The sequence below is a fragment of the Desulfobacter sp. genome (genome assembly GCA_028768525.1).
Taxonomy (GTDB): domain Bacteria; phylum Desulfobacterota; class Desulfobacteria; order Desulfobacterales; family Desulfobacteraceae; genus Desulfobacter.
Map to the genome: position 1 here is coordinate 5932148 of CP054837.1, position 24978 is coordinate 5957125.

Below are 24978 nucleotides of genomic sequence, written 5' to 3' on the forward strand. Positions count from 1 at the left end.
AAGGTTCTGCCCGGTAAACCGGGATCTGAATGGAGATGGAAAACTCATGCGCCGGGCTTAATTGGGAACTGCTGCAGGAGTGAGGCTGCGCCCCGAAAGCCAGACTGCCTCCGGGACGGAGGCGGCCACTGAACGGTTGAGTATATTCAGAAAATTGTCCCTGGACATTTCCCTGGCCCCCATGCTTAGGAGGTGGTCTGTGGTGACCTGGCAGTCAATCATGTCAAATTTGTATTGTGCCAGGTGGTCGGCCAGGGCCACCAGGGCGATTTTGGAGGCATCGGTCCGGCGGCTGAACATGGATTCTCCAAAAAAGGAGCGGCCAAGACTGACTCCGTAAAGCCCTCCCACAAGAGAATCACCCTGCCAGGCCTCTATGGAGTGGGCATAGCCCATGTGGTGGAGCGTGATATAGGCTTCTATCATTTCGTCCACCAGCCAGGTGCCTTCTTCTTCTTTGCTCCGGGGTTGGGAGCAGGCAGCAATGGTCTGCTCAAAGTCGGTGTTTACTCTGATGTCAAACGGGTGTTTTTTGATTTTCTTTTTCAGGCTGCGTGAAATCCTGACACCGGTAGGTGCCAGTACCAGCCTGGGATCGGGGGACCACCAGAGGATGGGCTCGTTATGGGAAAACCAGGGGAAAATACCGTTTTGGTAGGCAAGAATCAGGCGCTGGGGGGTAAGGTCTCCTCCGATACAGAGGAGACCGTCTGATCTTGCCAGCCAGGCCGGCGGAAATTCAATTCGTTCCGATAACCTGAACAGGGGCATTATGCCGATTTGAAATTAAAGGTCAGTTCGTCGTTCTTTAGGCCGATGGACAGTTTACCGCCTTTTTCCAGCTTGCCGAAAAGGATTTCATCCGTGAGTTTGTCCTTGATGGTGGTCTGGATCAGGCGGCTCAGGGGGCGGGCACCGAATTTGGGGTCGTACCCCTTCCGGGCCAGATGGGTCCGTGCTTTGGCAGAATAGGTAAGGGTAATATCCTTGGCCTTGAGCATGGTCTTAAGTTCCCTCATATTCTTGTCGACGATGAGTTCCATGACCTGTTCGGACAGGTGGTTGAACTGAACGATGCCGTCCAGCCTGTTTCTGAATTCCGGGCTGAAGGTTTTTTCCACGGCCTTGAATCCTTTGGTGTCGGCGTTGGCGGTTTGGGAGCCGAAGCCGATGGCGTTGGCACTCATTTCCCTAGCACCGGCATTGGAGGTCATGATGATGATGACGTTTCTGAAATCGGCGGACTTGCCGTTGTTGTCGGTTAGCGTGGCATAGTCCATGACCTGCAGCAGGATATTATACAGGTCCATATGGGCCTTTTCTATTTCATCAAGCAGGAGCACAGAATGGGGGTATTTCCGGATACTGTCCGTGAGGATGCCGCCCTGGTCGAAGCCGACATACCCGGGAGGGGCGCCGATGAGTCTGGATACGGCATGTTTTTCCATATATTCGCTCATGTCAAACCGCAGGAATTCGATGCCCATGTTGGCAGCCAGCTGTTTGGCCACCTCGGTTTTGCCCACGCCGGTGGGGCCCATGAACAGAAAGGAACCGATGGGCCTGTCCGGTGCCGCAAGGCCGGCCCGGGAACGCTTGATGGCCGTCGCCAGGGTGTGGATGGCGTCGTCCTGGCCGTAAATCACGTTGAACAACCTGTCCGGCAGGGATTCAAGGTTGGCCTTATCCGCCGACGTGACGCTGGTGACAGGAACCTTGGCGATTTTTGCCACGATGTTTTCAATGTCTTTGGTGCTGACGTTTTTGCGTCTCCCGTCACCTTTGAGCCTGAGAAAGGCACCGGTTTCGTCCAGTACGTCAATGGCCTTATCCGGCAAGAATCTGTCATTGATATACTTGTCAGAGAGGTAGGCGGCCGCCTCAATGGTCTTGTCCGGATATTTCAGCCCGTGGTGGTCCTCGTAATAGGGACGCAACCCTTTGAGAATCTCAGTGGTTTCCTCTACGCTGGGTTCGGCCACTTCTATTTTTTCAAACCGCCGGGAAAAAGCCCGGTCTTTTTCAAAATGGTTTTTATACTCCTCGTAGGTGGTGGTGCCGATGCACTTGATGTCTCCTGAAGACAGGGCAGGCTTTAGGATATTGGAGGCATCCATTGAGCCGGATGTCGTGGCCCCGGCGCCGACAACGGTGTGAATTTCATCGATGACCAGCAGGGCGTTTGCCTTTTTTTCCAGGGCATTGATAACATCTTTGAGACGTTGTTCAAAATCCCCCCGGTATTTGGTGCCGGCCAGCAGGGCCCCCATATCCAGAGAGTAGAGTTCGCAGGCCTCCAAGAGGTCGGGGACCTCTTTCCCATGGATTTTCAGGGCGAGCCCTTCTGCAATTGCGGTCTTTCCTACACCTGGATCTCCCACCAGAATGGGATTGTTTTTCCTTCGGCGGCAGAGGACCTGCATCACCCGGTCAGTTTCGTTTTCCCTGCCGATGAGGGGGTCGATTTTTTTATCCTCGGCCCGTTTCAGCAAATTGGCCGTAAAGGCCTCAAGGGGGTCTTTCTTCTTCTGGCGTTTGGGCTTTGGATCTGCCTGGGGAAACATTTTTCTGCCCTGATCGTCCCTGGGCAATTCTTTGTTTCCGGTTTCTTCATTATGGGAGATGTGCTTGAGAACATCCAGGCGGGTAATGCCTTCAGCCTCAAGATAATAAGCTGCATGGGAATCTTTTTCCTGGAAGATGGAGGCCAGGATATCCCCAAGATTTACCTCTGATTTTTCAGCAGAGCGGGCATGGTTGATCGCCCGCTGGATCATGCGCTGGAATCCAATGGTCTGCTGGAGCACATATTCTTCTTTGCTGTCTATTTTTGTCAGTTTTTCATCAAAGAATTTTTCCAGTTCCTCTTTGATCTGGTCAGGGCTTCCGCCGCATTTTTCAATGGTTTCAAGTCCGCTTTCATGGTTGAGGATAGCGTAAAGAACATGCTCAACACATACATACTCATGCCTTCTTTTCTTGGCTTCCCGAACGGCAAACCCGAGAGCTGTACTGAGTTCTTTGCTTATCATACCTCGTTACTCCTTTTCCATTGTACTTTTCAGAGGGAACCCTTTTCCTGCGGCCAGACTATGGACGGTTTCGACTTTGGTTTCCGCAATTTCCCGGGGGTAAATGCCACAAACCGCCTTTCCCCTATTATGTACATTAAGCATTATTTGAGTGGCTTTTTCAAGGGATTTTCCGAATACAGTGACCAGAATATCCACCACAAATTCCATGGTGGTATAGTCATCGTTGTGAAGCAGCACCTTGTACATGGGGGGCTGGCCTTCCTTGGATTTTGAAGATATGTCCGGTCTGGTTTTGGAATCCGTTGATGTCATGGCTGATACCTGAGTATTAATTGGCCTTCCAGGATTAGTTCATACAGCACTTTTTGTATTTTTTGCCGCTGCCGCAGGGGCAGGGATCGTTGCGCCCCACCTTGTCGTTGGCCCGCTTCACCGGCTGTTTGGCACTGGGGTCGTCGGAATGGGAGAAGGTCAGTTCCTGCTCTTCTTCCTGTTTCATCTGATCCACCTGGTCAGGTGATGCAATCTGGATCTTGAAAAGGATGTCCACCACCTCTTCTTTAATCCGGTTCATCAGTGCCTGGAACATTTCAAATCCTTCTTTCCGGTAAATCCTCAGCGGATCCTGCTGGGCATAGCCCCGAAGCCCGATGCCCTCCTTCAGGTGGTCCATGGAAAGCAGGTGTTCCTTCCAGCGTAAGTCCACGGTCTGTAGGATGATGAATCGTTCAAGCTGCCTCATCTGTTCAGAGCCGATGATGGTTTCCTTGACCTGGTAATGTTCCTTTGCCGCATTGAATATAAACTCAGAGACCTGTTCGGCTGAGTAGTTTTCTTCTGCGGCCTTGTCCAATGGCACCGCCATATTAAATAATTGTTTAATTCCATTGTCCAGCCCTTCGAGGTCCCACTCCTTGATGGATGTCTTTTCCGGGGCAAACCCGTCAACCAGGTCGTAGGCCAGGTCTTCCATCATTTCCAGGGTCACATCCTTGAGGTCTTCGGCTTCAAGGGCCTGGCGGCGCTGGCGGTAAATCACCTCCCGCTGCTGGTTCATGACATCATCATATTCCAGCAGGTGCTTTCTGATTTCAAAGTTGTGGCCTTCCACCTTGGTCTGGGCATTTTCAATGGCCTTGGAGATAAACCGGTGTTCGATGTGCTCGCCTTCTTCTATCCCTAAGCGGTCCATGACGGAGTGGATGCGGTCCCCGCCGAAAATCCGGAGAAGGTCATCTTCAAGGGAAAGATAGAACCTGGAACTGCCCGGGTCCCCCTGGCGGCCGGACCGGCCCCTCAGCTGGTTATCAATGCGGCGGGATTCGTGGCGGGAGGTGCCCAGAATATGCAGGCCGCCAAGTTCCTTGACGCCTTCGCCGAGTTTAATATCCGTACCCCGGCCGGCCATGTTGGTTGAGATGGTGACCGCCCCTTTCTGCCCCGCATTGGCTACGATTTCCGCTTCTGCCTTATGGTGCTTGGCGTTGAGTACGTTGTGGGGAACCCCTTTTTTCTTGAGCTTTTTGCTCAAGTCTTCGGAAACATCAATGGAAATTGTACCCACCAGAACCGGCTGTCCTTTTCTGTGCAGCTGGATGATTTCTTTTATGGCGGCGTCGTATTTTTCCTTCTGGGTTTTATAGATCAGGTCGGCCCGGTCTTCCCTGACCATGGGCCTGTGGGTGGGGATGACCAGTACGTCCAGGTTGTATATTTTTTTAAATTCCGGGGCTTCCGTTTCCGCCGTGCCTGTCATGCCGGAGAGCTTGTCGTACATCCTGAAATAGTTCTGGAAGGTGATGGACGCCAGGGTCTGGTTTTCATTTTCGATTTTTACCCCTTCCTTGGCTTCCAGGGCCTGGTGGAGGCCTTCGGAATAGCGTCTGCCGCTCATCAGCCGCCCGGTGAATTCGTCTACAATCACCACCTGATTGTTTTTGACAATATAGTCGGTGTCCCGCTTGAACAGGGTGTGGGCCTTGAGGGCCTGGTTCAGGTGGTGGAGAATTTCAATATTGGCAGGATCGTAAAGGTTGTCGACTTTGAGCAGGTCCTCGCCTTTGGCAATTCCATCTTCAGTGAGTGAAACACTTTTGGATTCTTCGTCAAGGGTATAGTCGATATCTTTTTTGAACCCGGGGATAATGGTATTCACCTGGGTGTAAAAATGGGTGGATTTCTCCGCCGGCCCTGAGATAATCAACGGTGTCCGTGCCTCGTCAATGAGAATGGAGTCAACCTCGTCCACGATGGCAAAGTTCAGGTTGCCCTGGGCAAGGTTTTCCCGTTCGAATTTCATGTTGTCCCGGAGATAGTCGAACCCGAATTCATTGTTTGTACCGTAGGTGATATCTGACGCATAGGCCACTTTCCGTTCCTGGTCATCCATATCATGGAGGATAACGCCCACAGAGAGTCCCAAAAAGTTATAGATTTTGGCCATCCAGTCCGCGTCCCTTTTGGCCAGGTAATCGTTTACCGTAACGATGTGCACCCCTTTGCCGGCCAAGGCGTTCAGATAGGCGGGCAGGGTGGACATCAGGGTCTTGCCCTCACCGGTTTTCATTTCGGCGATGGTGCCGTTATGCAGGGCTATGCCGCCGATGAGCTGGACATCAAAATGGCGCATGCCCAGGATTCGCACCGACGCTTCCCGGACCAGGGCAAAGGCTTCTGGAAGGATGTCATTTAAGGTTTCACCCTTGGAGACTCTTTCTTTGAATTCTTCTGTTTTTGCAGCCATGTCCTGGTCGGACAAGGCCTGCATGTCGGGTTCAAGTGCGTTGATCTGGTCAATAATCGGTTGAATTTTTTTCAGGATCCGGTCATTGCTGGAGCCGAATATCTTAGTGAATAGCTTGAATACCATTGAGCCTTACCTATTAGTCAGTATTTTAGTCGTTATCCGGGTTAATTCGTGTACCAAAAATTTTGTCTGTACAACATATAAGCATTATTCCAAGAAATAAAATAAAAAAATTAATTTTATTCTTGCCGCCCGGAATCGGGAACTGGGGCAGGATTGGAATACACTGTGGGGGTGGGGATTAATTAAGGATATATTTCAGGGGGTTCACCGGCGCACCGTTGATGCGCACTTCATAGTGGAGATGGGGCCCGGTACTCTGGCCTGTATTTCCCAACGTTGCAATGACGTCCCCGCGTTTTACTTTCTGTCCTCTTTTGACAAGAATCTCTTTGAGGTGGGCATACCGGGTGGCCTTGCCGTAACCGTGGTCAATGGTGACCAAATTGCCGTAGTACATTTTTCTGTCTGCATAGGTGACTTTACCATTGGCCGTGGCAATTATTTTAGTGCCCTTGCGGTTGGAAATATCAAGGCCGGAGTGGAAGTCCTTTTTCCCAGTAAACGGAGATTTCCGGTATCCGAATCTGGACGTAATCCAGCCGTTCACCGGTTTAATGGATGGGGTGGCGGCCAAGATATTCTTTTTCTTTTCGAGTTTGTCAATCAGATCGTTGAAGTCCAGTTTCTTTTTGTCGGCCGCATTTTGTACCTGTGCCACCTGCTGATGCATTTCCCGGATCAGGGTGTTGTGGCGGGTTTCAAGGGAAATATCATGGAGCAGGTCATTTTCAGGGATGCCGCCGATGCCGATGAGGCCGGAGGAGTTGCCGGTTTTTTCAATGTCGGCGATGAGTCTGACCTGGTCTTCAAGGCGTACCAGGCTGCGGACCTGGCCCTTGAGCGTTTCGATATCTTTGGCAAAGGTCTGAACCTGACGGCGCTGGTTTCTCAGCTCCTCTTTCTGGAGGGCGATGGTTCTGCCCAGGCTGGCATTGTCAAAGGATTTCTTTTTTAAAAGGTAGTAATCGTGTCCTATATAGGAAAGTGCTGCGCCAAATCCCAGGAAAAGCAATGCCATGGCGGCCGCCACGGGTTTGCGCAGGGAAAATTCTTTGATGTCGGAACTGTCACCGGCGTGAAACCATATTTTAATTCTATTTTTCATCTCCACTCTCTTATAAATGAAATCCAGCGCATGTCAAGTGATTTCACCTTTTAATAGGGTTTTGGGCAGGATTTCTCGGAGATTCGCCGTTGGAGTAGTCGGTGAAACCCGGAATCCCCAAATGCTCACTCTGTTAAATGTTCTACCAGGGTGTGATCCTCTCCCGCCAGGGCTTGTTCAATGATCTGTCCGATGATCGCCCAGTCCCCTCCGGCCAGGCCTGCCCCGATTTTCGGGTATCCGAAACGTTTGCCGGAAAAGTCTCCTTTCAGCTGGGTGAACAACAATTCGATGGCTTGATAATCGGCCAGTACGCCATCCCCTTCATAGTGAAACTGGGTATACCCGTTGACCACTACCAGGGGGCAGGCCCGGTTGTTGATCAGTGCCCAAGAGTAATGCCCCAGTTTTTGGCGGTCTCCGGCCGGTGTTTCCCTGTCAGCCTGCCAGGCCTTTGGGAAGGTTCCCCGAATCTGGCGGGCAATACCTGCATCCATTGCGCAGAAACAGTTGCAGCCATGAATGATGACATCAAATTCCCCTGCCTGGGCCAGCTTAATTAGGTCTCCCTTAATGCGTTTCATAATTGTCGTTTTTTATGGGTGGTTTATAAATTAATTTTCATTGGTGGAAGTTGTTGCAAAAAGCGTTCCGTTAGAATTTCTGGCATTGACGGTGCGGTAAGCGCCAGTATGGCGATACCAGGGAAAGAAAATTATGAAAGGAATGAAAAAAAATTGACATGGCCCGTTGGTGTTATGACGCATCAAGGCAATTGGTGGGATATGGTGTTATTTAATATGTGTGACGAAATAACATCAGGGCTGCAGTTGAAAACGCGCAGCCCCTTAATCATTATCCTTTCCATCAGTGGAGGATCTGGCTGAGGAAAAATTTTGTCCGTTCATGCTCTGGATTTTCAAAAAAGTCCACAGGATTGTTTTCTTCCAGGATCATTCCCTCATCCATGAGCAGCACCCGCTGGGCAACGGTTTTGGCAAAACCCATCTCATGGGTGACAACGATCATGGTCATCCCTTCGTCACTGAGCTGTACCATCACGTCAAGGACCTCTTTGACCATTTCTGGATCCAGCGCGGAGGTGGGCTCGTCAAAGAGCATGACCTTGGGTTTCATGCACAGGCTTCTGGCAATGGCCACCCGTTGCTGCTGGCCGCCGGAGAGCTGGCCTGGAAATTTTTTAGCCTGCTCGGCGATCTTCACCTTTTCAAGGTAGAACATGGCGGTGTCCTCGGCCTCTTTTTTCGGGGTCTTTCTGACCCACACCGGTCCAAGGGTCAGATTCTGGAGAATGGTGAGGTGGGGGAAAAGGTTAAAGTGCTGGAAAACCATGCCCACTTCTGTTCTGATTTTTTCGATATTTTTCAGGTTGTTGGTCAACTCAACGCCGTCCACGATGATTTGCCCTTTCTGGTGTTCCTCAAGCCGGTTGATGCAACGGATCAATGTGGATTTGCCAGAACCGGAGGGGCCGCAGATGACAATTTTTTCCTGCCGTTTTACTGCCAGGTTGATGTTCTTTAATACATGAAAATCACCGTACCATTTATTCAGGCCGCTGATTTGGATAATATTATCGTTGTCTTCAGTCATTTTTGTTTATAATTTCCTTTAGTTGAAATTTGAACCTCAAGTGGTTAGCAGGCCCTTGCCTATCTCTGGTCGGTATCCAGTTCGCGTTCGAGTTTACGTGAGAAATTTGACATTGAAAAGCATCCCAGAAAATACATCAAAGCCACAAAGAGATACATTTCCGTTGAAAATCCCATCCATTCAGGATTCTGAATCACTGTTTTGGAGGTAAGCAAAAAATCGTATAGTGCAATTATGACCACCAGAGAGGTGTCCTTGAACGCCGAGACCAGTACGCTGACCGTCGGCGGAATCACTATTTTCAGGGCCTGGGGAAGAATAATCAGGCGCATGGTCTGCACGTAGTTGAGCCCCAGCGAGTCGGCCGCCTCATACTGGCCTGAGGACATGCCCTGTAACCCGCCCCTCACCACCTCTGCCACATAGGCCGCAGTAAATAGAATGATGGCCATCTGCGCCCTGAGGATGGTATTGATGGTAACCCCTTCGGGCAGGAACAGTGGAAATATGATGGATGACATGAACAGCAGCGAAATCAGTGGCACACCCCGTATCATTTCGATATAGGTGATGGAAAGATACCGGATCATGGGCATGTGTGATGTCCTCCCCAGTGCCAGGATGACACCCAGGGGATAGGCTGCCGTCAGCCCGAATACCGACAGCAGCAGGGTCAGGGGAAGCCCCCCCCATTTCATGCTGTCCACCGCTGTGAGCCCAAGTATGCCGCCTTTCATGAGGATACCCATGGCAATCAGCCCGCCGACCCATCCGTAGGCCAGGGCTTTTCCCCAGTATTTCCGGTTGTTGGAGAAAAAGAGAAGGACAAAAAGCATCATCATGGCGGTAAAGGGGCGCCAATGCAGGTCATGGGGGTAAAAACCGAAAATAACGAAGCGCAGGTTTTTGGCGACCACAGCCCAGCAGGCGCCATCTCCGGATTTACAGGCTGCAGAAGTGCCGAACCAGGAGGCGTCTATCACTGCCCATTTGAGAAAAGGCGGCAGGAATTTGATTAAAAATCCCAGTACCACAATGGTTAGAATGGAGTTAAATACGCCGTTAAACAGGTTTTCCTTTAGCCATCCCACGAGGCCCCTCCGGTTGGCAGGGGGACGCAGGCGTTTAATATATTCATGGTCTATGGGGATGACAGCCATATTATCTTTCCACTAATTTTGATTTTTTATTATACCAGTTCATGAACAGGGAGGTGGATAGGCTGAAGATGAGATAGCATCCCATGATCAGGGCCACCCCCTCAATGGACTGCCCGGTGATATTAATGGTGGTGTTGGCCACAGAGACGAAATCGGGGTATCCGATGGCAATGGCCAGAGAGGAGTTCTTTGTCAGGTTAAGCATCTGGCTGGTCAGGGGCGGAATGATGACCCGCAGCGCCTGGGGCAGGATCACCAGATTGAGGATATGTCCTTTTTTAAGCCCGATGGACATGGCTGCCTCGGTCTGCCCCCGGCTGACGGCTTGAATTCCGGCCCGGACCGCTTCGGCCACAAAGGCGGAGGTATAGATGACAAGTCCCAGCAGCAGGGCGATGAACTCAGGTGAGAGCATGAGTCCTCCCCTGAAATTAAATCCCTTGAGCACAGGGACATCCATCTGGGTGGGGGCACCGAAAAAGAGCCAGACCAAAAGCGGCAGCCCAAGGGCGGTCCCCGCAGATGCCCAGAGTACGGGGAAATCTTTTCCCGTATTTTCCTTTCTGATTCTTGCCCATCTGCCGATGAGCCAGGCCAGGACAAGGCCGGCAATGAGTGCCATGAGCATGTACTTGTGGGCGGGGTGGGCCGCAGGAATGCCCATGGCCATCCCCCGGTTGCAGATAAACAGCCCTGGCAGGGGATTCAATGCGCCACGGGGGGAGGGAAATGATTCATAAAAAAGGGCATACCAGAAGAAAAGTTGAAGCAGCACCGGTATATTCTGCATGACTTCAATATAGATGGTGGCCATTTTCTGGACCAGCCAGTTGGTGGAGAGGCGGGCCACACCTACAAATACACCGATGACCAGGCAGAGGACAATGCCGATAAAGCTCACCTTCAGGGTGTTGAGCGCACCTACCACCAGTGCCCTGCCATAGGAGTCGGCTGCGGAATATTGGATTACGCTTTCACCGATTTCAAAGGCGGCTTCCTTATCAAGGAATCCGAATCCCGATGCAATGTTCTGCTTTTCCAGGTTGACCAGGGTGTTGCTCACCAGATACCAGGCCAGTAGCCCCACCATTAAGAAGGTGAGCACCTGGTAGCCGATGGCCCGCTTATCAGGGTCCAGCCAGAACGGCACTTTTTCTTCTGAAATGCTCTTTTTCATATTTCTTTGTTTTCCGGTTTCAGGTGTTCGGTTTGAAGTTGTCCGGATGAAGGGCGGCACCTGCCTGGGGCAGGCGCCGCCGATAAGTTCAGATCAGGCATCTATGCCGGGTTTTTATACCAGGCAGTTATGCCGGGCAGCAAACTATCTGATGGGAGACGCATACATAAGCCCGCCTTTGGTCCACAGGTCGTTGAGGCCGCGTTCAAGGGCAAGGGCTGTTTTGGGGCCGATATTCCGTTCAAAGATTTCGCCGTAGTTGCCCACCTGTTTGATGATGTTGTAGGCCCATTTGTCATCAATGCCCATCTGGGCGCCCATACCCGGGGTCACGCCCAGGAAGCGTTTAATTCCGGGATTTGTTGATTTGAGCATCTGGTCGATGTTTTTGGAGGTGATGCCGAATTCCTCGGCTTGGATCATGGCCATCACGGTCCAGTTGACAATATCGTACCACTGATCGTCGCCATGACGGACAACAGGGCAGAGGGGTTCTTTGGAAATAACTTCGGGCAGCAGCTCATAATCGGCCGGGTTGGGGGCTACGGATCTCTGTGCGGCGAGCTGGGAAACGTCTGAGGTCAGCACATCGCAGCGGCCTGCAAAAAAGGCCTTGTTCAGTTCTGCTGTATTTTCAATGACAACCGGGGACCATTTCATGCCGTTGGTTCTAAAGTAATCGGCGGCATTCATTTCCGTTGTGGTGCCGGGAAGGACACAGACAGTTGCCCCGTCCAGTTCTTTGGCGCTTTTTACCCCAAGCTTTTTAGGGATGAGAAAGCCCTGGCCGTCGTAATAGTTCGGCTGGACGAAATTCAACCCTGATTTGGTCTCCCTGGACAGGGTCTGGGTGGTATTTCTGCACAACACGTCGATTTCCTTGGACTGGAGGGCGGGCAGACGCTGAACCGCTGTCAGAGATGCGAATTTAACCTTGGAGGCATCGCCGAATACGGCTGCGGCTACTGCTTTCGCAGTGTCCACATCAATTCCCTTCCACTCGCCCTTGTCATCGGGCATGCTGAATCCGAATACATTGCCGTTGACGCCGGCTTTTATATATCCGCGTTTTTTTACTTCATCCAGGGTGTTGGCCCAAGCCAAGGATGTCATAGCCAGAATGGTGATGCAACTGATTAAAATTTTGAACAATTTCATAGATACTCCCCTCCTGCAGTAAAAAGTTAAACACGTGATGTAGATTACGAAAACCTTCGTCAGTATTAGCACAACGCAGTAATAATTCAAGGAAATTTACAGTTCAAAGAAAAAATTTGCCCAAAGCCCACATGGGAAATGAAATGGTAAAAAAAATGTAAATAGAGTACCGGTGGTTGAATATGATTCCGCCGCCCGGTAAGACAGAGTCCATGTGTATCTATGGAAAAATATTCCGGGAACCGGTGAATGCCATTTCCCACGGTGCCGGCGCCGTGGGTGCTGTGGTCGCCCTGACCCTGATGGTGGTGTTTGCTGCTTTGCGGGCCGATGTCTGGCATGTGGTTTCCTTTTCAGTCTTCGGTGCCACCATGATTCTCATGTATACGTCCAGCTTCCTTTACCACGCCCTGAAAATTTCTGAAAAGGCGCTGCTGGTTTTCCGCCGCATCGACCACATCATGATTTTCATGGTGATTGCCGGGTCCTATACCCCGCTTTGCCTGGTGCCGCTGAGGGGGCCCTGGGGGTGGAGCCTTTTCGGAACGGTGTGGGGAATCGCCGTCGCCGGCATCTTCCTCAAGATTTTTTTCATCACCGCTCCAAGATGGGTGTCCACTTTCATTTACCTGATGATGGGGTGGCTGTGTATGGTGGCGGTGTATCCCCTGGTCAAGACGTTGGTCCCCATGGCCTTGTTCTGGCTGGCCCTGGGGGGACTTTTTTACAGTGTGGGCGCTGTGGTCTACGCTTTAAAGCGGCCCAATCCCCTTCCGGGTGTGTTCGGGTTCCATGAGATTTGGCACTGCTTCGTGATTCTGGGATCCGCCTGCCATTTCTGGCTGTCTTTCAGGTATTTGATGTATATCTGAACCCTGTGTTTTTTCTTTTCTTGTCTTTTGATTGATTCTTTGCAAAACTTCCGGGCCTAGGGTGGTGTTTTAGCTTTTTCGTGATTACGTTACCCTTATGCGAGACCCTGGAGATGATCCGGCGATACCATTGGGAGATGACCATGAAGATATGCAGCTCAAGGAATATAACGGACCACAGTCACCTGAATCTGGTTTCAGTGGATTATTTGGACCGGAACGGAACCGGAAAAAAATGGATTTACGCCTCCAGGGGAAAAGAGTCCCGGCCCGATGCCGTTGTTGTGGTTCCCTTTCATAAAGCGGAGGATAAACTTGTGCTTATCCGGGAATTCAGAGTTCCCCTGGGCGGTTATCAATACGGATTCCCTGCCGGCCTGGTGGATGCCGGGGAAGGTGTGGATACGGCGGGACGCAGGGAATTATACGAGGAAACAGGGCTAAAGGTCACCAAGGTACTTCGCCAAAGCCCGCCTATATTTTCGTCCTCGGGCATGACCGATGAAAGCATCTGTCTTTTATATGTGGAATGTGACGGCCGCCCGGACACCCATCACAATGAGGCATCGGAAGAGATAGACGTCGTGATGCTTTCCCCCCAAGAGGCGAAAGCGCTTCTGCAGCAGCAGGATTACTTATTTGATGTGAAATCCTGGATTGTACTGGACCGGTTTGCCGCCACCGGCTGTGTCCTCTGATGGGGATGGCATAGGGATTGATATGTTTTCCAATTTTATATATGTGCTGATCGCCCTGGTGATATACACCACCGCTGACCTGCTTGAAAAACCAGAGACGGTTGGACTCACCGGGCTCTATGCAAGCTTGGCCCTGGGACTGGCCTTTGCCCTGGTCTGCAACTTTTCTTTCAGACGGCTGGCCAGAAGCAGGGGGGCTGTTTCCATGGCCGGTATTGACCGGCAGGTGAACAGGACCATCACCCGGCTTTCGGTTGCGGCCCTCATCCTTTTTGGGGCGAATATTTATATTTATCGCCTCAATCATCTCGTAGGGGAATTTTTCCTGTTTCAATGGATTCCGACATTGGAGGCCCTAATTTTTTTAGGGCTTTTTATGGGGTATCTGATTTTGATCTGGAATGCGGCCTATAAAATTCAAAGGCGGTATTTTCCGGGTAACCTTACTAAAAAGGCCTTTATTTTTTCCAATATCGCCTTTTCCCTGCCCGCACTGCTACCCTGGTGCGGCATCTCTCTGCTGGCGGATCTTCTGGTGGCACTCCCCTTTGAGTCAGTCCGAAATTTCTTAAACACCACCACCGGCGAGCTTATTTATATCATTGTGTTTTTAACGGCTGTGTCTGTTTTCGGCCCCGTGCTGATCCAGCGGCTCTGGCGCTGCAGGCCTTTACCGCCCGGGGAGGCCAGGGCGCGGATTGAGGAAACCTGCCGCCGGGCGAAGCTGAAGTACAATAATATTTTGAAATGGGAGTTGTTCGGTGGGGCCATGATTACAGCCGGGGTCATGGGGATTGTGGGGCGGTTCAGGTACATCCTGGTCACCCCGGCGCTGCTCAATTCTCTGGATGACGATGAAATAGAAGGGGTGATCCTCCATGAGATCGGCCATGTCCGGTACCATCACATGCTTTTTTATCTGATGTTTTTTGCCGGATTCATTGCCTGCAATTTTGTTTTTTTTGAACCCCTTTTTCTCATGCTCTATGTGGCCCAGCCCGTTTACCTGGTTTTTGAATTTATCGGTATACCCAAGGAAACCGGTCATGCTGCCACCGTTTGCGCCGGAATGATAGGGGTGTTCCTTTTATATTTCAGGCTGATTTTCGGGTTGTTTATGCGTAATTTTGAACGCCAGGCCGATCTCCATGTGTTCAATTTTCAGCCCGGACCCTCTGCATTGATTTCCACTTTTTATAAAATCGCCTCCCTGAGTCGCCAGTCCATTGATAAGCCCAATTGGCACCATTTCAGCATTGGGGAGCGTATCCGGTTCCTTGAGCAATGCAGGAATAATCCGGGCCTGGTGGTGCGGCACCACGCCCGGGTCAGGAGAATGATACTGGCCTACCTGTTGATTGCGGCAGCGTTGTTTTCCACAGGGTACAGCATCAGCTACGGAAGCCTGAAACAGCCCTTCGGGCGGTATATTGCCGGAAAGGTCCTGTCCAGGGAGCTGGCGCTTGATCCTGAAAATTCAGATCTGTATGTATTGGTGGGGACTACTACTATAACGACAACCTCTATGATAAAGCCCTGGATGCCTATGAGAATGTCCTCAGGATTGATCCCCACAATGTCCATGCCCTCAATAATCTGGCCTGGCTGTTGGCCACCTGCCCTGAAACTTCCCTGAGGGAACCGGTTCGTGCTTTGGCGCTGGCGGAGCGTGCCTTGGAACAAGAAGAGGAAGCCTTTATCCTGGATACCTATGCCGAAGCCCTGTTTTTGAATGGACGGAGAGCAGAGGCCCTGGAGGCCGCCCGTCGGGCTGTGGCGGGTGCCAAAGAAAAGCAGGCCTATTACCGGGACCAGGTTCGCCGGTTTGAGGACGCCCTCCAAAGGGAGGGTGTGCAGAATTTTAAAGACTAATGCCCACAGGCAGAAATGCCATGCCGGTCATTTTAACCACTTCCTTGATGATCCTGTCCCCCCGGCTTTCTGCAATCAGCGCCATGGTATCCTGAAGGGAAATCAGTTTACCGAAAAGGCGTTCGAAACTAAGGTTCTGAACCGGGCCGTCACAGGTGTTCGTGGTCAGGTAGAGGCTGCCGTCGAGGCGGTGCCGGGTCTTGAGCCGCCATACAAGGATCTCAATGTTCCGGGCGGCGTTGTACAGGTTCTGGGCATCCAGAAAATCCAGCATATACAGGTCGCATTTGCCGTTGTATGCGGTATTAATCATGGTGTATAGCCCGTACATCACCGCATAGACGCGGTCGCCGGTGTATTCCGGTTCAAAGCCGAGCAGGATGGCATCGGTGCCCTGTTTCTGGTCGATTTCGGTGTCCGGGGGCAGGGGCGGGCATTGAAAAATCCTGGCGACCCTGGAATCAATGGTGGCACCCTGGGTTTTGGCAAGCTCCGCTGAATTCATTTTATACAGCTTGCGGGTAAGGGCTTTTAGGAGTGTCAGGGTCTGCCGGATGTGGATATCAGATATCTGGTTGACGTCGCTTTTGGCCAGGGTGCCGACATTAAAGTCCTTTGAGACACACCCGGCCGCTGCGAAAGATAAACAGATAAGAACAATATATGCTGTATGTCTAAGACGCTTTTGCAGATTTCAGCTCTTCGATTCCCTGGTGCATGGTTTTAACGGCCAGCTGAATACAGTGGTGCTTTTTTTCCGGGATATTTTGGAGGGCATTGAATACATCTCCGTCATTAACGCTCAGGGCCTGGTCCAGGGTTTTGCCTTTAACCAGATCCACCGAGGCCATTGCCGCAGAGATGGCGCCTGCGCATCCTGTGATTTCATAGCGAACGTCTTCAATCGTATCGTTTTCATTAACCTTTATATAAATCTTCATGGTGTCCCCGCAGGAGCCAATTTTGGTTGACACCTGGTCTGCATTTTCAATACAGCCCATATATTTTTTTTCAAGATAATAATCAATGGCCGGGTTTGCATAGCCGGCATCTGACAGCATTTTACGTTCTGCATCCATTGTTGTAATTTCAGTGACCACTTAAAAATCCCTCATTATACAGCCCTAACCAAAACAAAAATATCTTACCGGGCATGGAATAAAATATTTTACGGTTCTTATGTTTAATAACCTTCCTAAAATAAGGTATTTCTTTTTTATGTCAAGGGAAATGAAACCAGGAAGCAAAAGAAGGGCAAAAAGATACCGGTAAAGGGTGGTTGACGATGGCGGCAGCTGCGAATTGAATGTTTAAAAACGTTGTTCGCCGTTAAAATTGAGATTTTCGGAGTCCAATCCCCGGAATGGTGCAAATAGTACTTGTGATTATAGTTTGTTATGGTATGCTGGTTTTTACCATCTGATTAGTCAGCCCTTAACAGTTAAAAGTTGTAGCTTTAATTATACCATTTTCATTGTCACCTTGGCTAAAGGAGATCAGGTTATGAAAGAGTTGATTAAGTTTATCGCACAGGCACTGGTTGATGACCCCGAACAAGTGGATGTACAAGAGATTAAAGCCCAGCAGACTCTGGTTCTTGAACTCAGGGTTGCCAAAGAAGACCTGGGAAAGGTAATCGGAAAAAAAGGGCGGACCGCCCAGGCCATGAGAACCATCCTGTCCTGCGCTTCAGCCAAGGAACAGAAACGGGTTATCCTGGAGATCGTCGAATAGGAACCGGTATCCGGTCAGATTATGTGTTCAGTTATGCAGGCACGGGTCGGTGCTGAGCCTGACCGCCGCCCATGTCTGCCTGATACCCCAAGAAATATCGCCAATCAAAAACTTACCGATTAAGGCCGGCTCAGTGTCGGCTTTTTTATTTGCTTCGCCTTTTTAGGCCCGGGGATCTTGCCCATGCGTACATGGGCAATTTTTTTGTCTGCAGGCAGGCGTTTGATATGATACTCAAGCTTAAAGGCCCTGGATTTTGTCATGGGCGGGCTTTGGGCCACGCAGTTAACCGGCAGTCTCGCCCGGGTGTATTTGGAGGCCCGCCCGGCATTATGCATGCGAATGCGGGCATCCAGATCCTTGGTGACACCGCAGTACAGGCTGTTATCTGAACATTGGAGCAGGTACACCAGCCATTCTTTATGGGATATTGTCAATGCCATGGGCCGTCTTGATATCATTTCGCCGGTATGCTTTCAACAAGAATTAAATGCCTTATCTTTGTCTGGCAGTGTTATCCGCATTTCGTATACCCGCAGAAATGGCAGGTCTTGCAGCCCTCTTCGTAGGCAATGGGCTGTCCGCATTCCGGGCAAAGATCGGATTTTAGGCTGTTGTATATTTTTTTCCCATTTCCTGTCTTTCCGGTTAAGTACCGCTTGGACAGAACCTTGGCAATGGCATCGGGAATGGAATGGACCAGTCCGCCGTCCTGGAACACAGCATGCTCCCCCCGGATGCCTTCGATTTGCTGAACAATCTCTTCCACCTGGATTCCCGACCTCAGTGCCAGGGAGATGAGGCGTCCGATGGCCTCGGTTTTGGCCTGGGTGGATTTACCTGATTTCCCAATGGTGGCAAACAATTCAAAGGGCCGGCCTTTGTATTCGGACACCGTCACATAGAGATAGCCCATGCCGGTTTTTATTTTTTCTGTAAATCCCTCAAGGATACCGGGCCGCTCTTTTCCGGCCGTGAGAAAATCCGTTTCCGTCTCCCGGTCGGCATCCTTGTTAACGGACAGAACCTGATCGGCCTTGCTGCCGTCCCGGTAAACTGTTACCCCCTTGCATTTTAGTTTGTAGGCCAGGTCGTAAATGAACCGCACATCCTCGGGCTGCGCTTCATTAGGCAGATTCACGGTCTTGGAAACCGCATTGTCCGTATGGCGCTGGAAAGCCGCCTGCATACTGATGTGGACTTCAGGGGCCACCTCATGGGCGGTAATAAAGATTTTTCTTAAATCCAGCGAAATGTCAGGATTCCCCTTAATGCTGCCGGTACGGGCGATTTCTTCCATCAGCGTGTCGCTGTAGAACCCTTTATCTTTTGCCGTCTGCTCAAATACCGGGTTGACTTCGGCAAGCCGGTCGTTGTCCATTACATTTCGTATGAAACTTAGGGCAAAAACCGGTTCAATGCCGCTGGAACAACCGGCAATAATGCTCAAGGTGCCGGTGGGGGCAATGGTGGTGCAGGTGGCGTTTCGCATCGGGATGCCCCTATGTTTGAAGACGCTTTTTTCGTAATTGGGGAATACGCCCCGTACGGCTGCCAGTGCCGATGAGGCGGCATGGGCTTCCTTCTTGATAAAAGACATGATCTCTTCTGCCTTATCTATGGCTTCGGGGGAATCATAGGGAATATTAAGCGCAAATAGCAGGTCGGCAAACCCCATTATGCCCAGGCCGATTTTTCGGTTTCCCCGGACCATATCCGCTATTTCCTTGATGGGATAAAGGGACATGTCAATGGTGTTGTCCAGAAAACGAACTGCGAGGTGAACGGTTTCTTTCAACCCGCGGTAGTCCACTTCAGGGTGATCGTCCGCCCGGGTAAGAAACCGGGTCAGGTTGATGGACCCCAGGTTGCAGGCTTCCATGGGGAGCAGGGGCTGTTCCCCGCAGGGGTTTGTGGATTCAATCTCTCCCAGTTCCGGTGTGGTATTCCAGCGATTGATTTCATCAAGAAAAATAATGCCGGGATCTCCGGTGGTCCAGGCCTGGAGGACGAGCTCCTCGTAAACGGCCGCAGCATTGAGCCGGCCCGAGGGCTTCTGGGTTCTGGGATCGATGAGATCGTAGTCTTCATTTTTGGACACCGCTTCCATAAAAATATCGGTGACGCCAACTGAAATATTGAAATTATTCAGTTCGTTCTTAAGGGTTTTGCAGCGGATAAAGGACATGATATCCGGATGGTCCACCCTGAGAATGGCCATATTGGCCCCCCGCCGGGTTCCTCCCTGTTTGATCTGTTCCGTGGCGGAATTAAAAATTTTCATAAAAGAAACAGGCCCCGAAGCCACTCCGCCGGTGGAGCCCACCCGGCTGTTTTCCGGCCGGAGCCGTGAAAAGGAAAAACCGGTTCCTCCTCCGGATTTATGGATGGTGGCGGCATTTTTGACCGCCTCGAAAATCCCGTCAATACTGTCTTCCACAGGCAGGACAAAGCAGGCGGCCAACTGGCCCAGGGAGCGTCCGGCATTCATCAGGGTGGGGGAATTGGGCAGAAACCTGAATTCGGTCATCATTTCGTGGAACCGTGTTTCCATTTTTTGAACCATTTCCCGGTCATCGGTTTTATCACTGTAATTATTTTCGGCCAGGGCGATATGGCCGGCCACCCGTCTGAACATCTCCTCAGGGGTTTCCATGGGGTCACCGGCATCGTTTTTTTTAAGGTATCTGCGTTCAAGTACAACCCGTGCATTTTCAGTTATAAAATCAATTGCATTGTTCTGGGAAGAGGGCATAAACAGGCTCCTATCTGGATTATTGGAATATTTTACAAAAGGAATAGTATACTATATATTGTGTGTTGTTTTTTTTCAAGCCCTATATGTGGTTTGCTGGGGCTTCCTATTGTTCTTAATTCTGTTTGGCTGTATGATATCCCGGACTGGATACTTACCCATAAGAAGAAAGGTTTTAGGTTTGGGACCGGGTCAGCAAAAAATCGATGCCCTTGAAAAAAAAATGGCGGCCCTGGGGATTCGGAAGCAGGATATCCGGGAAAAATTCATTAAAGCCTCGGGGAGGGGGGGGCAGAAACTAAATAAATCCTCCTCTGCAGTTTTTCTTGTCCATACCCCCACCGGGATATCGGTGAAAGTGGGCAAAACCCGGTCACAGCACCTGAACCGGTTTCTGGCGCTGCGCGGCCTGGTTGAAAAGATCGAAGCTCAGAAAAGCGGGGGGATGTCTCCTGAAGACCGTAAAATTGCCAAACTGAAAAAGCAGAAACAGCGGCGGAAGCGAAAATCCCTGAAAAAGAAGCGTGCAGCAGATGAAATACGGGTAACCGTCAACGGCGGCTAAATATGGATGATCTCCATTGTTGTGTCGGCAATATAGGCGGTTCCCATGCCATATGCCGTATTGAAAATTTTATCTATTTTGGCGTTGATCCTCCTGCCATCGTTACCCACGACGGAAAATCCGATTTCCCCCCATTCCAGGCTGTCGTTGCAGCCGGTTTCGGCCACTGAAACATTAAATCGGTTGGCAATGCGGGCAATCATGGATTTCATGATTTTCCGCTTTGCCTTGAGAGAATCAATGCCAAACAGCTTGATCTTTATGGTTCCCACCCCCACAACCATAGTGATCCGCCCTTTTTAAAAAGCCCCCAACTGGCAGGGCTTTATTTTTATTTCCAGTTTTTCGCAGGCCGACCCCATTTCGGTTTTGGATATTTTATGGGCTTTGGCCAGTTCCCAGCCATGGCGGCAGGAGAGACTGCCCTCTTTCTGGGTGTTGATGATATCGTCTTTCAATGGGCCGTCTACGCTGACATCCGGATCCAGGTTCTTTTTGCCGGGGCCGTAGCCGAACAGTCCCATCTGGCACCTGGCAATGCGCAGTTCCAGCAGGTCCGCCTGTATCCCCACCTGGGCCGGGTCTATCCCCAGGGATTTGGCGATTCTGTGGGCGGAGGCGCAGTCTAAGGTGCCGTCTTTGGCCGCCGCAGTGATTTTATCCGCAATTTCCGGATTCTGTTTGGCGTCGGGGTGTTTTTGTGCGTAATGCCCTCTGTCTTCATGTGCCATAATATATCCTCTATTTGACTCCTGTTTACACTTTATGTATGACCTTAATTTTATAACTTAAAACATTGACGTGATAAAGGCCTTATTTAATGATAGACCAGCTTATACCCAATAAGTTTCAGATGATTTACATTGCCTCCTGCGGGGAAGGCATCAATGCCTTCCACCTGGTGGAATCCACCCTGGTTCAATTTCCGGATTCGGATATCACCGTGGTAAAAATGCCCCATATCAGAACAGAAAGCCAGGTGGACGAACTTATCGACAAGGTAAAAGATATTGAAAGCCTCATTGTTCATACCATTGTGAATGCCCAGCTTCGCAAGTACCTTACCCGCAAGGGGCTTGAGAACCACATTGTGACCATCGATCTTATGGGGCCCATTATTTCAAAAATAGAAACCTTTCTCGACCAGCCCCCCCTTGAAACCCCGGGCCTCTACCGGGAAATCCACCAGGTGGATCTCCAGCAAGTTTCTGCCATCGATTTTGCCCTGGCCCATGACGACGGCCTCAATCCCGACTCCCTCACCGATTCGGAAATTGTTTTGGTCGGGCTGTCCAGGGCAGGAAAAACCCCATTGTCCATGTACATGGGGGTCATGGGGTGGAAAGTGGCCAATATCCCCTATGTGCCGGGAGTGCCCATGCCCATGACCCTGGACCATGTGGACCGGCGTCGTGTGATTGCGCTGAATATCAACTGCGAGCAGCTTTTGGCCCACAGGAAAATGCGCCAGGAAAGCCTTGGTGCAAATGATATCTACGCCTATTCCGGCCGGGAGGAAATCGAAGAAGAAATCCGCAATGCACAGCGGTACTATATTACCAAGGGTTTTTCCATGATCAACGTCAGCAACAAGCCCATTGAGACCAGTGCGGAAGAGATTGCTGAGATGATCACCCGGCGGTTTAAGGCGGACGCCCATTTCCCGAGTTAAGAAAAAAGAGGGGCGGCGCCTGGCAGAGCGGTGCCCGCTTGACCACCGAAAAATGAGGGGGATCAGCGCTGGGATATTATTTGACGTAGAGGCTGGGGATCTTGGATATGGATTTAAACCTGTGATTCAGATTCATCAGGCTTTCGGCATTTCCGATGGCAAAGAATCCCCTGGGGCGGACGCACCCGTAGAGCTTGTTTACCACTTTTTCGCTGGTGGGCAGATCAAAATAGATCATTACGTTTCTGCATGAAATCGCATCAAACAGGTCTGAAGACGGCGGGTCGGTGACAAGGTTGAACCGCTCAAAAACAACCCTGGAGGCAATTTCTTTTTTGACCCGGACAAAGCCCTTGTATTTGCCCGAGCCCTTTTGGAAATACCGGTGGAGCAGGGGCAGGGGGACGTTTTTGAGTTTGTCATTCCTGTAAATTCCCCGGTTTGCCGTGGCCAGGACCGAGTGGGAAATGTCCGTGGCCTTGATGGAAAAGTCAAGGCCAAGGGCAGCCATCTGAACCGCTATGGAATAGGGTTCATCACCGGTGGAGCAGGCGGCGCACCAGATTTTGAATTCCCGCCTCCGTGCATCGGGTTCCGCCGCCAGCTGGCTGACAATATGGGATATGCTCTTGTTTTCCCTGAAAAAAAAAGAGTGGTTGGTGGTGACCGTGTCAATGAACTCGATCACCTCATGTTCACTGTTACGCAGGTAGGCAAGGTATTCCCCAAAGGATTTTTTAGTCACCCTCATCCGTTTGGCAATTTTGGATTTTAATAACTCAAGTTTGCCTTCGTGCAGGTTGATTCCGGATATGGCATATACCATCTGCTGTAATTCACTGAACTCTTTCTTTGAGAGAAGTATGGAATTCATGGAGAAATCATAATATAAAGCGCCAATGGATGTAAATAGAAAAACAATGGGAAAGCAGGGCAGGGCAGGAGGCGCTCAAGACGGGCCCAACAGGGTTGATCGGAGAGAGTCGGCGGATTTCTGGGCCAGGCTTTTTATCTGGGTGAATTATCTGGCCTGGGCCGGCCTCATGGTGTTTTTACTGGTATTTCACAGGGCACAGCCCGAATTCGAAACCTTTTTCGACAAGTTTTACCAGCTGAATCTGCGTACCTACTGGGACAAAACCTTTATTCGGTACCTGGTTTACATTGCCGGGGCCGGACTGGCTGCCACCACGGCCGGTTTAGGTCTATCTCTTTTCAGGGCGCGCCGGCATACAGACCATAGGAAACCCATTGTTATTTTGGGTGTTCTTTATTTGATACTCATTATCCTTTCATGGCTGCTGCTTTAAAATTTGCGCCCGGGCCGTTAAGAAAGAGGCAATAGCTGCCGATAATCTGATAGACGCAAATTTTTACCGGGAAAACCCATGAGACTGATTTATCTGCTTTTGACTGTATTTTTTCTAATGAGTACATCTCCATGTCCGGCCAGGGACTTCATGGTGACCTTTGTGGAGGAAAACTATAAAGAGACCGAGGTCCCTTTTTCACACCGTCCAAAGATTTATCATACCCTTCAAGTCCGATCCGATGCCGGCCCCAAGCTGCTGATACTTTCCGGCGACTCCCAGGAATACCGCAAGTGGTTGAGACAGTATATTTCCAGGGACAAACGTTTCATGGTCCAGGTGCCGGATGAAAAAAACGACGATTTTGTGGGGTCCCGTGTATTTAAGATAGAGGTTACCCGGGTCCATCCTTTTAACGGGAAAAAGTGGACGCCGGGCACAGGGGAGCAAAAAGGAACTAAAACAAAGGAAAAACCCAAGCAGATACGTACCATTTTCGGTAACCAGAATGTCATGGTCATTGACAGGAACATGAAGCGGAGCGGTTTGATTGCCTCGGTGATTACACGCATGGGGTATAACGCCATGGTATCAAGGGACGGCGGACAGGCCCTGGAGGTGTTCAAGGTTCAGCCGGAAAAATTTAAGATGATCATCACCAATCATGACATCCAGGGCATGGCAGCAGATCAGTTCATCGACAATCTGCTTAAAATTGACTATCAGATCCCCATCCTGGTTGAAACCGGGTACAATAATGATCCGCTCAAGGAGCGATTCCTGTCCAAGTTTTCAGGTGCCGGCAGCGTGACAATCAAGCCGGTGGTTCTGGACGATCTGCAAAAAACCATCAATCAATTGGTCAAGCCTGTGAAGGTAAACGGATAATATGCAGCCCCTGAAATTGATTTCCATTGGGATACTTCTGATGCTGGCCTGTACCGGCCCGGTCAAGGCGGAAGATAATGAGTATGACAAATATGCGGCCGGCTTTAAAAATTTCATCACCTGCGAGCTGACCCGCACCGATGCTGCTGATCATTTCAAAGGAAAACCATTCACCATTACCATGGTCAGTCTCCATGACATCCGTCCGGAATCCGGTATGAAAATTCTATGCGGAGCGGTCCAGTGTTTTGTGGACGGCGGCTACCGGACCCTGTATGTGGCTGTGGGGGTCGAGCCGGTGGCGGGCCGGGAGAAGGTCAGTTATTACACCATAAGGAAAAAGACGTTTTCCATCCTTGCGTCTGAATTATTCCGGTTCCCGTATATGGAGCGGTGTCCCTGGACCCGGTACTGGATTGATCTGGATTAATTAGAGTATAGGACAAAAAAAATAGAACAAGAATAAGGGGCGGTTCCGGAATATATGCCGGAAC

The 24978-nt window shown here is 50.6% G+C and carries 25 protein-coding genes and 1 pseudogene; 9 read left to right on the forward strand and 17 right to left on the reverse strand.

The window, feature by feature from the left end; translation table 11 throughout:
• Positions 1 to 57: 57 nt before the first annotated feature.
• From HUN04_26210 to HUN04_26255, 10 genes are all read right to left on the reverse strand, one after another.
• Positions 58 to 771 carry a leucyl/phenylalanyl-tRNA--protein transferase gene (locus tag HUN04_26210; GenBank protein WDP93023.1) on the reverse strand — a complete coding sequence of 238 codons (714 nt, stop codon included), beginning with the start codon at positions 769 to 771 and terminating at the stop codon, positions 58 to 60.
• Entirely contained in the window at positions 771 to 3032 is a 2262-nt protein-coding gene (gene clpA, locus HUN04_26215; protein WDP93024.1) for an ATP-dependent Clp protease ATP-binding subunit ClpA, read from the reverse strand. Before clpA ends, HUN04_26210 begins: the two co-directional genes overlap by 1 nt.
• 6 nt (positions 3033 to 3038) lie before the next feature.
• On the reverse strand, positions 3039 to 3347 hold the full coding sequence (gene clpS, locus HUN04_26220) for an ATP-dependent Clp protease adapter ClpS (protein WDP93025.1): 309 nt from the start codon (positions 3345 to 3347) through the stop codon (positions 3039 to 3041).
• A gap of 34 nt (positions 3348 to 3381) precedes the next feature.
• A complete protein-coding gene (gene secA, locus HUN04_26225) occupies positions 3382 to 5904 on the reverse strand; it encodes a preprotein translocase subunit SecA (GenBank protein WDP93026.1) in 2523 nt (840 codons plus the stop codon).
• Positions 5905 to 6082: 178 nt separating this feature from the next.
• Positions 6083 to 7009: a M23 family metallopeptidase gene (locus HUN04_26230; GenBank protein ID WDP93027.1), complete on the reverse strand. Its 927-nt coding sequence runs from the start codon at positions 7007 to 7009 to the stop codon at positions 6083 to 6085.
• A 125-nt stretch (positions 7010 to 7134) separates the two neighbouring features.
• A complete protein-coding gene (locus HUN04_26235; protein ID WDP93028.1) occupies positions 7135 to 7593 on the reverse strand; it encodes a phosphatase in 459 nt (152 codons plus the stop codon).
• 283 nt (positions 7594 to 7876) lie between these two features.
• Positions 7877 to 8623, reverse strand: coding sequence for an amino acid ABC transporter ATP-binding protein (locus tag HUN04_26240; GenBank protein WDP93029.1), 747 nt, complete (start codon positions 8621 to 8623; stop codon positions 7877 to 7879).
• 59 nt (positions 8624 to 8682) lie between these two features.
• Positions 8683 to 9783, reverse strand: a complete 1101-nt coding sequence (locus HUN04_26245) for an amino acid ABC transporter permease (GenBank protein ID WDP93030.1) — start codon at positions 9781 to 9783, stop codon at positions 8683 to 8685.
• 1 nt (position 9784) lies between these two features.
• The gene (locus tag HUN04_26250) at positions 9785 to 10960 is read right to left on the reverse strand and encodes an amino acid ABC transporter permease (protein WDP93031.1); all 1176 of its coding nucleotides are present in this window, start codon (positions 10958 to 10960) and stop codon (positions 9785 to 9787) included.
• A 144-nt stretch (positions 10961 to 11104) separates the two neighbouring features.
• Positions 11105 to 12118 (reverse strand): amino acid ABC transporter substrate-binding protein, encoded by a 1014-nt coding sequence (locus HUN04_26255; GenBank protein ID WDP93032.1) that lies wholly within the window; start codon positions 12116 to 12118, stop codon positions 11105 to 11107.
• Positions 12119 to 12330: 212 nt separating this feature from the next.
• Between HUN04_26255 and HUN04_26260 the strand changes: the two genes are divergently transcribed.
• The 3 genes and pseudogenes from HUN04_26260 (at position 12331) to HUN04_26270 (ending at position 15560) form a co-directional block, all read left to right on the forward strand.
• Entirely contained in the window at positions 12331 to 12990 is a 660-nt protein-coding gene (locus HUN04_26260; protein ID WDP93413.1) for a hemolysin III family protein, read from the forward strand.
• 143 nt (positions 12991 to 13133) lie between these two features.
• Positions 13134 to 13688, forward strand: a complete 555-nt coding sequence (locus HUN04_26265) for an NUDIX hydrolase (GenBank protein ID WDP93033.1) — start codon at positions 13134 to 13136, stop codon at positions 13686 to 13688.
• 22 nt (positions 13689 to 13710) lie between these two features.
• A pseudogene (locus HUN04_26270) lies at positions 13711 to 15560 on the forward strand (M48 family metalloprotease).
• Here the strand turns inward: HUN04_26270 and HUN04_26275 are convergent.
• Positions 15550 to 16116 carry a hypothetical protein gene (locus HUN04_26275; protein ID WDP93414.1) on the reverse strand — a complete coding sequence of 189 codons (567 nt, stop codon included), beginning with the start codon at positions 16114 to 16116 and terminating at the stop codon, positions 15550 to 15552. The pseudogene HUN04_26270 and the gene HUN04_26275 sit on opposite strands and share 11 nt — an antisense overlap.
• A 118-nt stretch (positions 16117 to 16234) precedes the next feature.
• Positions 16235 to 16660, reverse strand: a complete 426-nt coding sequence (locus HUN04_26280; GenBank protein ID WDP93034.1) for an iron-sulfur cluster assembly scaffold protein — start codon at positions 16658 to 16660, stop codon at positions 16235 to 16237.
• Positions 16661 to 17063: 403 nt separating this feature from the next.
• Between HUN04_26280 and HUN04_26285 the strand changes: the two genes are divergently transcribed.
• Complete coding sequence (locus tag HUN04_26285; GenBank protein WDP93035.1) at positions 17064 to 17294, forward strand: KH domain-containing protein; 231 nt, start codon at positions 17064 to 17066, stop codon at positions 17292 to 17294.
• Between the two features lie 119 nt (positions 17295 to 17413).
• On the opposite strand, the gene HUN04_26290 is transcribed toward HUN04_26285, so the two are convergent.
• Both HUN04_26290 and HUN04_26295 read right to left on the reverse strand, forming a co-directional pair.
• Positions 17414 to 17737, reverse strand: coding sequence for a GIY-YIG nuclease family protein (locus HUN04_26290; GenBank protein WDP93036.1), 324 nt, complete (start codon positions 17735 to 17737; stop codon positions 17414 to 17416).
• Positions 17738 to 17808: 71 nt separating this feature from the next.
• Complete coding sequence (locus HUN04_26295; GenBank protein ID WDP93037.1) at positions 17809 to 20049, reverse strand: vitamin B12-dependent ribonucleotide reductase; 2241 nt, start codon at positions 20047 to 20049, stop codon at positions 17809 to 17811.
• Between the two features lie 133 nt (positions 20050 to 20182).
• Between HUN04_26295 and HUN04_26300 the strand changes: the two genes are divergently transcribed.
• The gene (locus HUN04_26300) at positions 20183 to 20614 is read left to right on the forward strand and encodes a peptide chain release factor-like protein (GenBank protein ID WDP93038.1); all 432 of its coding nucleotides are present in this window, start codon (positions 20183 to 20185) and stop codon (positions 20612 to 20614) included.
• Here the strand turns inward: HUN04_26300 and HUN04_26305 are convergent.
• Together HUN04_26305 and HUN04_26310 are read right to left on the reverse strand one after the other, a co-directional pair.
• Complete coding sequence (locus HUN04_26305; protein ID WDP93039.1) at positions 20611 to 20898, reverse strand: DUF503 domain-containing protein; 288 nt, start codon at positions 20896 to 20898, stop codon at positions 20611 to 20613. The genes HUN04_26300 and HUN04_26305 overlap by 4 nt on opposite strands.
• A 15-nt stretch (positions 20899 to 20913) precedes the next feature.
• Positions 20914 to 21345, reverse strand: coding sequence for a hypothetical protein (locus tag HUN04_26310; protein WDP93040.1), 432 nt, complete (start codon positions 21343 to 21345; stop codon positions 20914 to 20916).
• A gap of 89 nt (positions 21346 to 21434) precedes the next feature.
• Between HUN04_26310 and HUN04_26315 the strand changes: the two genes are divergently transcribed.
• Positions 21435 to 22286, forward strand: a complete 852-nt coding sequence (locus HUN04_26315; GenBank protein ID WDP93041.1) for a kinase/pyrophosphorylase — start codon at positions 21435 to 21437, stop codon at positions 22284 to 22286.
• Between the two features lie 76 nt (positions 22287 to 22362).
• On the opposite strand, the gene HUN04_26320 is transcribed toward HUN04_26315, so the two are convergent.
• Complete coding sequence (locus HUN04_26320; GenBank protein ID WDP93042.1) at positions 22363 to 23160, reverse strand: protein-glutamate O-methyltransferase CheR; 798 nt, start codon at positions 23158 to 23160, stop codon at positions 22363 to 22365.
• A 46-nt stretch (positions 23161 to 23206) separates the two neighbouring features.
• On the opposite strand from HUN04_26320, the gene HUN04_26325 reads away from it, so the two are divergent.
• The 3 genes from HUN04_26325 (at position 23207) to HUN04_26335 (ending at position 24914) form a co-directional block, all read left to right on the forward strand.
• Positions 23207 to 23596, forward strand: coding sequence for a hypothetical protein (locus HUN04_26325; GenBank protein ID WDP93415.1), 390 nt, complete (start codon positions 23207 to 23209; stop codon positions 23594 to 23596).
• A gap of 78 nt (positions 23597 to 23674) precedes the next feature.
• Positions 23675 to 24484, forward strand: a complete 810-nt coding sequence (locus HUN04_26330; protein WDP93043.1) for a response regulator — start codon at positions 23675 to 23677, stop codon at positions 24482 to 24484.
• Positions 24485 to 24524: 40 nt separating this feature from the next.
• Positions 24525 to 24914 carry a hypothetical protein gene (locus HUN04_26335; protein WDP93416.1) on the forward strand — a complete coding sequence of 130 codons (390 nt, stop codon included), beginning with the start codon at positions 24525 to 24527 and terminating at the stop codon, positions 24912 to 24914.
• Positions 24915 to 24978: the final 64 nt, after the last annotated feature.

What these genes read in the sequence shown, in the direction of transcription:
- HUN04_26250 (WDP93031.1), bottom strand. Translation starts at nt 10,960, where the DNA reads ATGAAAAAGAGCATTTCAGAAGAAAAAGTGCCGTTCTGGCTGGACCCT.
- HUN04_26300 (WDP93038.1), top strand. Translation starts at nt 20,183, where the DNA reads ATGATATCCCGGACTGGATACTTACCCATAAGAAGAAAGGTTTTAGGT.
- HUN04_26255 (WDP93032.1), bottom strand. Translation starts at nt 12,118, where the DNA reads ATGAAATTGTTCAAAATTTTAATCAGTTGCATCACCATTCTGGCTATG.
- clpA (WDP93024.1), bottom strand. Translation starts at nt 3,032, where the DNA reads ATGATAAGCAAAGAACTCAGTACAGCTCTCGGGTTTGCCGTTCGGGAA.
- HUN04_26320 (WDP93042.1), bottom strand. Translation starts at nt 23,160, where the DNA reads ATGAATTCCATACTTCTCTCAAAGAAAGAGTTCAGTGAATTACAGCAG.
- HUN04_26210 (WDP93023.1), bottom strand. Translation starts at nt 771, where the DNA reads ATGCCCCTGTTCAGGTTATCGGAACGAATTGAATTTCCGCCGGCCTGG.
- HUN04_26290 (WDP93036.1), bottom strand. Translation starts at nt 17,737, where the DNA reads ATGGCATTGACAATATCCCATAAAGAATGGCTGGTGTACCTGCTCCAA.
- clpS (WDP93025.1), bottom strand. Translation starts at nt 3,347, where the DNA reads ATGACATCAACGGATTCCAAAACCAGACCGGACATATCTTCAAAATCC.
- HUN04_26310 (WDP93040.1), bottom strand. Translation starts at nt 21,345, where the DNA reads ATGGCACATGAAGACAGAGGGCATTACGCACAAAAACACCCCGACGCC.
- HUN04_26295 (WDP93037.1), bottom strand. Translation starts at nt 20,049, where the DNA reads ATGCCCTCTTCCCAGAACAATGCAATTGATTTTATAACTGAAAATGCA.
- HUN04_26285 (WDP93035.1), top strand. Translation starts at nt 17,064, where the DNA reads ATGAAAGAGTTGATTAAGTTTATCGCACAGGCACTGGTTGATGACCCC.
- HUN04_26240 (WDP93029.1), bottom strand. Translation starts at nt 8,623, where the DNA reads ATGACTGAAGACAACGATAATATTATCCAAATCAGCGGCCTGAATAAA.
- HUN04_26230 (WDP93027.1), bottom strand. Translation starts at nt 7,009, where the DNA reads ATGAAAAATAGAATTAAAATATGGTTTCACGCCGGTGACAGTTCCGAC.
- HUN04_26330 (WDP93043.1), top strand. Translation starts at nt 23,675, where the DNA reads ATGAGACTGATTTATCTGCTTTTGACTGTATTTTTTCTAATGAGTACA.
- HUN04_26315 (WDP93041.1), top strand. Translation starts at nt 21,435, where the DNA reads ATGATAGACCAGCTTATACCCAATAAGTTTCAGATGATTTACATTGCC.
- HUN04_26335 (WDP93416.1), top strand. Translation starts at nt 24,525, where the DNA reads ATGCTGGCCTGTACCGGCCCGGTCAAGGCGGAAGATAATGAGTATGAC.
- HUN04_26260 (WDP93413.1), top strand. Translation starts at nt 12,331, where the DNA reads ATGTGTATCTATGGAAAAATATTCCGGGAACCGGTGAATGCCATTTCC.
- secA (WDP93026.1), bottom strand. Translation starts at nt 5,904, where the DNA reads ATGGTATTCAAGCTATTCACTAAGATATTCGGCTCCAGCAATGACCGG.
- HUN04_26245 (WDP93030.1), bottom strand. Translation starts at nt 9,783, where the DNA reads ATGGCTGTCATCCCCATAGACCATGAATATATTAAACGCCTGCGTCCC.
- HUN04_26265 (WDP93033.1), top strand. Translation starts at nt 13,134, where the DNA reads ATGAAGATATGCAGCTCAAGGAATATAACGGACCACAGTCACCTGAAT.
- HUN04_26235 (WDP93028.1), bottom strand. Translation starts at nt 7,593, where the DNA reads ATGAAACGCATTAAGGGAGACCTAATTAAGCTGGCCCAGGCAGGGGAA.
- HUN04_26305 (WDP93039.1), bottom strand. Translation starts at nt 20,898, where the DNA reads ATGGTTGTGGGGGTGGGAACCATAAAGATCAAGCTGTTTGGCATTGAT.
- HUN04_26325 (WDP93415.1), top strand. Translation starts at nt 23,207, where the DNA reads ATGGGAAAGCAGGGCAGGGCAGGAGGCGCTCAAGACGGGCCCAACAGG.